This is a genomic window from Micromonospora yasonensis, assembly GCF_026013475.1.
Taxonomy (GTDB): Bacteria; Actinomycetota; Actinomycetes; order Mycobacteriales; family Micromonosporaceae; genus Micromonospora; species Micromonospora yasonensis.
In genome coordinates this window covers 21,018-27,217 of the sequence record NZ_JAPDPH010000085.1, presented here as the reverse complement: position 1 = coordinate 27,217, position 6,200 = coordinate 21,018, and the positions used below count along the sequence as shown (strand labels likewise).

The 6,200-nt window shown below is 72.7% G+C and carries 6 protein-coding genes and 1 pseudogene; 5 read left to right on the top strand and 2 right to left on the bottom strand.

Annotation, left to right across the window (positions count from 1 at the left end; genetic code table 11):
• Nucleotides 1-783 (top strand): annotated as a pseudogene (locus ONA70_RS18650) (DivIVA domain-containing protein); the annotation flags it as partial.
• 76 nt (nt 784-859) lie between these two features.
• Here the strand turns inward: ONA70_RS18650 and ONA70_RS18645 are convergent.
• Nucleotides 860-1,084 (bottom strand): DUF2631 domain-containing protein, encoded by a 225-nt coding sequence (locus tag ONA70_RS18645; RefSeq protein ID WP_265007726.1) that lies wholly within the window; start codon nt 1,082-1,084, stop codon nt 860-862.
• Between the two features lie 90 nt (nt 1,085-1,174).
• Between ONA70_RS18645 and ONA70_RS18640 the strand changes: the two genes are divergently transcribed.
• Entirely contained in the window at nt 1,175-2,035 is an 861-nt protein-coding gene (locus ONA70_RS18640) for a tetratricopeptide repeat protein (protein WP_265007725.1), read from the top strand.
• A 123-nt stretch (nt 2,036-2,158) separates the two neighbouring features.
• Nucleotides 2,159-3,739, top strand: a complete 1,581-nt coding sequence (locus tag ONA70_RS18635; RefSeq protein ID WP_265007724.1) for a Rieske 2Fe-2S domain-containing protein — start codon at nt 2,159-2,161, stop codon at nt 3,737-3,739.
• A 98-nt stretch (nt 3,740-3,837) separates the two neighbouring features.
• Here the strand turns inward: ONA70_RS18635 and ONA70_RS18630 are convergent, their stop codons facing one another.
• Complete coding sequence (locus ONA70_RS18630) at nt 3,838-5,439, bottom strand: phytoene desaturase family protein (RefSeq protein ID WP_265007723.1); 1,602 nt, start codon at nt 5,437-5,439, stop codon at nt 3,838-3,840.
• A 91-nt stretch (nt 5,440-5,530) separates the two neighbouring features.
• On the opposite strand from ONA70_RS18630, the gene ONA70_RS18625 reads away from it, so the two are divergent.
• Together ONA70_RS18625 and ONA70_RS18620 are read left to right on the top strand one after the other, a co-directional pair.
• Nucleotides 5,531-6,076, top strand: a complete 546-nt coding sequence (locus tag ONA70_RS18625) for a GNAT family N-acetyltransferase (RefSeq protein ID WP_265007722.1) — start codon at nt 5,531-5,533, stop codon at nt 6,074-6,076.
• Complete coding sequence (locus ONA70_RS18620) at nt 6,077-6,199, top strand: hypothetical protein (RefSeq protein ID WP_265007721.1); 123 nt, start codon at nt 6,077-6,079, stop codon at nt 6,197-6,199. It begins immediately after the preceding gene.
• Nucleotide 6,200: the final 1 nt, after the last annotated feature.

Below are 6,200 nucleotides of genomic sequence, written 5' to 3'. Positions count from 1 at the left end.
GGTCCAGGTGGGCCCGGCCCGATGGGGCACGGTGGCCCGCCGCCTCGTGGCCTTTCGCCCGGCCCCGGCGGCTACGGCCCGGACGACCGCCCGGGCGGTTACGGCCCGGACGACCGCCCGGGCGGTTACGGCCCGGACGAGCGGTCGGGCGGCTACGGCCCGGACGACCGCCCCGGCGGTTACGGCCCGGATGACCGCCCCGGCGGTTACGGCCCGGATGACCGCTCGGGCGGCTACGGCCCGGATGACCGGTTCGACGGGTTCGATGCCGGCCGACGCCCTGGCCGTCCCGACATGACCGCCGAGATCCGCATGCCCGAGCGGGACCTGCGTGACCTGCGTCGTGGCCCGGCCGGCCCGCCGCCCGTGCCGCAGCAGGGCTTCGGGGGCGGCCACGACCAGGGCTACGGTCCCGGCCCGGACCAGGGCTACGGCCCCGGCCCGGACCAGGGCTACGGCCCCGGCCCCGGCATGTCCGGCCCACCGGTCGGTGGCCCCCCGATGGGGGGTCCGCCGATGGCCGGTCCGCCCGGCAGCGACCTCTACCGGGTCGACCAGATCCGGCGCAGCTTCCAGGTGCGCCGGTTCGGCAGCGGGTACGACCCGGACCAGGTCGACCGGTTCTTCGACGCACTGCTCGGCGGCATGCAGGGCCGCAACCCGATGCCGGTGAACCCGAAGGACCTGGACACCCTGCGCTTCGGGCTGGTGCCGGGCGGCTACTTCGAGGCCGAGGTCGACGCCGCGCTCAAGGACGTACAGGACATCCTCCTGGGCCGCTGAGCCGGCCGGGAACGACGAGGGCCCGCCCCCGGCCGGGGGCGGGCCCTCGCGCGTACTGAGCGGGTGTGACCGGCGGTCAGGACCGCAGGCCGTTGCGGCGCAGCACCGCGTCGCCGATCACGATGGCCAGCAGCAGCGCGGCGATCCCGACCAGCCAGATGTCCTCGACCCTGCCCCGGTGGTTGCCGCAGAACGCCATGATCACCAACACCGCCGCCGACAGCACCGCCCCGATCCGTCCGGACCTGCGGTGTCCGGGCTTGTGCTGATCTGGCGCGGTTACCGGCTCGCTTCCTGCCACTGTCGGTCCTTCCCTCGCGATCGGATCTCCGGTTAGTCTGGCACGCCCCGTGCCGGCGTCGGCGCAGGGCCCGACCTGATAGGGGACGCGATGACCGGCGAGGGCGACCGGGAACTGCTCAAGGCGGCGTACGAAGCGTGGGACGCGCAGCACTGGGCGGTCGCCGGCGAGCAGCTGGAACGCCTGGTCCGGCGGCATCCGGACCATCCCCACGCGGCGGTCTGGTGGTACGACGCGGCACTGGCCCACAAGTTCCTGCGTAACTGGGCCAAGGCGTACGAGCTGGGCCGCGAGGCCGCCGCGCGGGCCGAACGGGGCAACCAGGACCCGGCGTACTGGAATCTGGGCATCGCGGCCACGATCATGGAGGACTGGGCGACCGCGCGGGACGCCTGGCGGGGCTTCGGCCTGGCCATCCCGGACGGCGACGGCGAGATCGAGGCGAACCTCGGGACCACCCCGATCCGGCTGGAGTGCGGCGAGGTGGTCTGGGCGCGGCGGCTCTGCCCGGCCCGCGCCCGGGTGCTCAACGTGCCGACCCCGGAATCCGGCCGGCGGTTCGGCGAGGTCGTGGTGCACGACGGCGCGCCCAACGGCGAGCGGACGGTCGGCGACCGGTCCTTCCCGGTCTTCGACGAACTGCTGCTGTTCCGGGCCTCGGACCTGCCGACCGCCACCGTCGAGGTGTCCGCTGGCACGCCGGAGGACGTCCGCGCCCTGGCGGCGCTCTTCGACGAGCACGGCTACGCGGCGGAGCCGTCCAGCGGCGTACGGATGGTCTGTTCCTGTTGTGCCGGGGGCAGCCTGGCGCAGAACGCCGACCACCAGGTCGCCGGCGGGCAGCGGGTGCACGTCGCGGCGCCGGCCGACCGGGTCGCCGGGCTGATGGACGCCTGGTGCGCCGATGCGCCGGAGCGACGGCGGAGCTGGACCGGGCGGGTCCACGACTGAGCACCCGGGTTCTTGGTTCTGCCAACGGGGCGGAAGGGCACTACCGGCGTCGCGGAACGATGACCACACTGCCTCCGGTAGCGTCTTGACGTACGTCTGATTGCCTTTTTGAGGGGGACCGCGGTGCGAGTGACCGGTACGGGACATGCCAGCATGCGGATCGACACGGCCGCGGGCAGCATCCTGTGCGACCCGTGGGTCAATCCCGCCTATTTCGCCTCCTGGTTCCCCTTTCCGGACAACTCCCAGCTCGACTGGGAGGCCCTGGGCCAGGTCGACTACCTCTACGTGTCGCACCTGCACCGGGACCACTTCGACGCGAAGCACCTGCGTGACTTCGTCTCCAAGGACGCCACCGTCCTGCTCCCCGAGTTCCCCACCTCCGAGATGGAGGACGAGCTGCGGGCGCTGGGCTTCACCAAGTTCCTCAAGGCGCCCAACGAGCAGGTCGTGGAGCTGCCCGGCGGCCTGAAGATCATGATCCAGGCGCTGACCAGCCCCACCGACGGGCCGATCGGTGACTCCTCGCTCTGGGTCGAGTACGACGGGGTGCGGCTGCTCAACCAGAACGACGCCCGCCCGACCGACCTGAGCGTCTTCGCCGAGCTGGGCCACGTGCACGCGCACATGCTCCAGTTCTCCGGCGCGATCTGGTATCCGATGGTCTACGAGCTGCCGCAGGCGGCGAAGACCGCGTTCGGCAAGCAGAAGCGGGACCGGCAGTTCGACCGCACCTGGCGCTACATCGACGACCTGAAGGCGGACAACGTCTTCCCGATCGCCGGCCCGCCGTGCTTCCTCGACGACGCGCTGTGGCAGTTCAACGACATCTTCGGCGACGAGGGCAACATCTTCCCCGACCAGTCGGTCTTCCTGGCCGAGTACGCCAAGGTCGGCGGCACCAACGGGATCGTGCTGCTGCCGGGCAGCGTCGCGGAGATCACCACCGAGGGCACGACCACCACGCACCCGGTGCCGGTCGAGGAGTTCTTCGCCGACAAGGTCGCCCACCTGGAGGAGATGCGGGAGCGCAAGCGCCCGATCATCGAGGCCGAGAAGGTGTCCTGGCGGCACCCCGAGGTCGACGTGCTCGGCGAGATGAAGCGCCGGATCGAGCCGCTGCTGGACGAGTCGATCTACCTGGCCAAGGGGGTCGGCGGCCCGGTCCGCTTCGACCTGGTCGGCTACGACGGGGACAGCGTCGAATCCATCGTGGTCGACTTCCCCGGCAAGGAGGTCCGGCCGTACGCGGACGAGAAGGTCCGCTACCGGTTCCGTACCGAGCGGGCGCTGGTCGAGCACCTGCTGCACATCGGCGAGGTGGACTGGGTCAACTCGCTCTTCCTCTCCTGCCGGTTCTCCGCCGCCCGGATCGGCCAGTACAACGAGTTCGTCTACGCCTTCTTCAAGTGCCTCTCCGAGGAGCGCCTCCAGTACGCCGAGGGCTGGTACGACGAGCACGAGCGGGCGGTCGACGCCGAGGACATCACGCTGGACGGCTGGGTGGTGCAGCGCCGCTGCCCGCACCTGAAGGCGGACCTGAGCCGGTTCGGCATCGTCGAGGGCGACCAGCTCACCTGCCAGCTGCACGGTTGGCGGTTCGACCTGGCCAGCGGCCGCTGCCTGACCAGCGTCGGCCACAAGATCCGCGCCCACCGCGCCGACGCCGAAACCCCGGCCCCGGCCGGCGAGGCAGCGAGCTGACATTCCCCCGCCTCCGGCGATCTTGCACTTCGGGTGGGAACGTCCTGGGGCAAATGCCACAGAAGGTCAACCCGAAGTGCAAGATCGCGCGGGAGGGGTCAGCGGTCGAGGTCGGCGAGGATGCGCTGGGCGGCGTTGTGGCCGGCGGCGCCGATCACGCTGCCCGCCGGGTGGCAGCCGGCGCTGCCCGCGTACACGCCGTCGACCCCGGTCGCGTACGGCATCCGGTCGGTGAACGAGACGGTGTTGTCGACGTGGTGGATGTGCCCGCCGGTGATGCCGAAGTGCGCCTCGATGCCGGGCGGGGGCAGCGGCACCGCGTCGGCGATCAGGTCGCCGGTGCCCGGGGCGTACCGCTCGCAGATGCCGATCAACTTCTCGACGTAGCCGGGCAGCGCGGCGTCCCAGGTGGTGCCGGCCAGCTCGTAGGGGACCGACTGCACGAACAGCGCCGACGAGTGGTGCCCGGCCCCGTCGGAGAGCGACGGGTCGACCGTGGTGTGCAGGTACCACTCGATGGTCGGTTCCGCCGGCAGCCGACCGGCCCGCACGTCCGCCCACATCCCGCGCAGCGCGGCCATCGGCGACTCGCCGCCCGCGCCGACCAGCGAGGCTGAGCCGGGAAGCAGGTGGATGGTGGAGCCGAACGGGCTCGGCGCGTCCGCCGGCAGGCAGGAGAAGCGGGGCAGCCCGGTCAGCGCCAGGTTGAGCTTGAGCGTGGTGCCGGGGCGGCGGACCGCCGCCATCCGCTCGTCGAGGGCCGCCGGGAGCGCGCCGTCGGGCAACAGCCCCATCAGCCGGTACGGGTCGCAGGCGCCGAGCACCACGGAGGTGGCCACCTGGCGGCCGTCGGCGAGCACCACACCGCTGGCCGCGCCGCGGTCCAACGTGATCGCGGTGACCGGCGTACCGGTGAGGATGCGGGCCCCGGCGGCGCGGGCGGCCTCGGCGAAGGTCCGGGAGACGGTGCCCATGCCGCCCTGGGCGATCATCCAGGTGCCACCCGCGCCGGGCAGCCGGCACATGTTGTGCACCAGGAAGTTGTGCCCGGTGCCGGGGTCGTCCGGGCCGGCGTTGAGGCCGGACAGGCCGTCGGTGACGGCGTACATGCTGACCAGCAGCTCGGAGCGGAAGTCGAAGCGGGCCAGGTAGTCGACGACCGAGCCGCGGACCAGGTCGACGAAGACTTGGCGCAGGGCGGGGCGGACGTAGCGCTCGGCGGTCTCCTCCACCGGCAGCGGCTCGGCCAGCCAGGCCGGGGCCAGATCCGCCCGCAGGTGGGCCAGCTCGGCCTGGAGGGCGTCGTCGGCGGCCGCGTCCGCGGGGGAGAACATCTCCGCGACCTGCCGCCGGGAGGCCGCGGCGTCGCTGCCGAAGAGCAGGTACGGCGAGCCGAGCCCGCCCGGGGTGGGCAGGAAGTAGTGCGGGTCGCGCCGCAGCACCGGGATCTTGACGTCCAGCGTGGCGAGCAGTTCCGGCGGCATCAGCCCGAGCAGGTACGAGCCGGTGGAGTGCCGCAGCCCCGGCACCTTGGGGAACGGGTTCTCCGTCCGGGTGGCACCGCCGATCACCTCGGCCGCCTCCAGCACCAGCACGTCCAGCCCGGCCCGGGCCAGCAGGATCGCCGACACCAACCCGTTGTGCCCGGATCCGACCACGACGACGTCGGCGCGGCCCGGCAGCTCGCTCGCTTCGCTCATACCCGCGCACCCTAGCCGCGCCCGCCGCCCCCCGGCAGTCCCTCCGCCCGTTCCCGGTCCGGCGGGAGGGCGCGCATTACCATCCGGCGGCATGACGATCGCCGCGACCGACCGCCTGCTGGTGCGGGACTGGACCGAGACGCCGGAGGACCTGGCCCGCGTCTACGACATCTACTCCCGCGACGAGGTGATGCGCTGGCTGGGCGGGGGGAAGGGGCGGATGACCGACCCGGCCGAGGCCCGGGAGCGGGTACGCGCCTGGCGGGACCGGTACGAGCCGTACGCCGGGCGGTGGGGGATCTGGGCGATCGAGCCGCGGGACGCGGGCCGGGCGGCGGGCAGCGTGCTGCTGAAGCCGCTACCCGGACGGGACGGGGTGACCGCCACCGACGACGTCGAGGTCGGCTGGCACCTGCACCCGGACTCCCAGGGCCACGGCTATGCCACCGAGGCGGCCCGGGCCGTGCTGGACCGCGAGTTCGCCACCGGGACCCGGCAGGTCTACGCGGTGGTGATGGCCGGCAACGAGGCGTCGATGGCGGTGGCCCGACGGCTCGGCATGACCCACCTCGGCACCCGCACCGACTGGTACGGCGGCATCGACCTGGAGGCCTTCGTGCTGAGGGCGAGGGACTGAGTGACCATCACCGTCACGGCGCAGCCGGACCGGAAGCTGCTCGGTTACCTGCATGCCCGTGGCCTGCTCACGGAGAACCCCGAGGAGGCCGCACGACGGCTCGGCGCTCGCCGGGTGGGGTGAC

Coding starts and splice junctions, on each gene's coding strand:
- ONA70_RS18625 (WP_265007722.1), top strand. CDS start 5,531: ATGACGATCGCCGCGACCGACCGCCTGCTGGTGCGGGACTGGACCGAG.
- ONA70_RS18640 (WP_265007725.1), top strand. CDS start 1,175: ATGACCGGCGAGGGCGACCGGGAACTGCTCAAGGCGGCGTACGAAGCG.
- ONA70_RS18630 (WP_265007723.1), bottom strand. CDS start 5,439: ATGAGCGAAGCGAGCGAGCTGCCGGGCCGCGCCGACGTCGTCGTGGTC.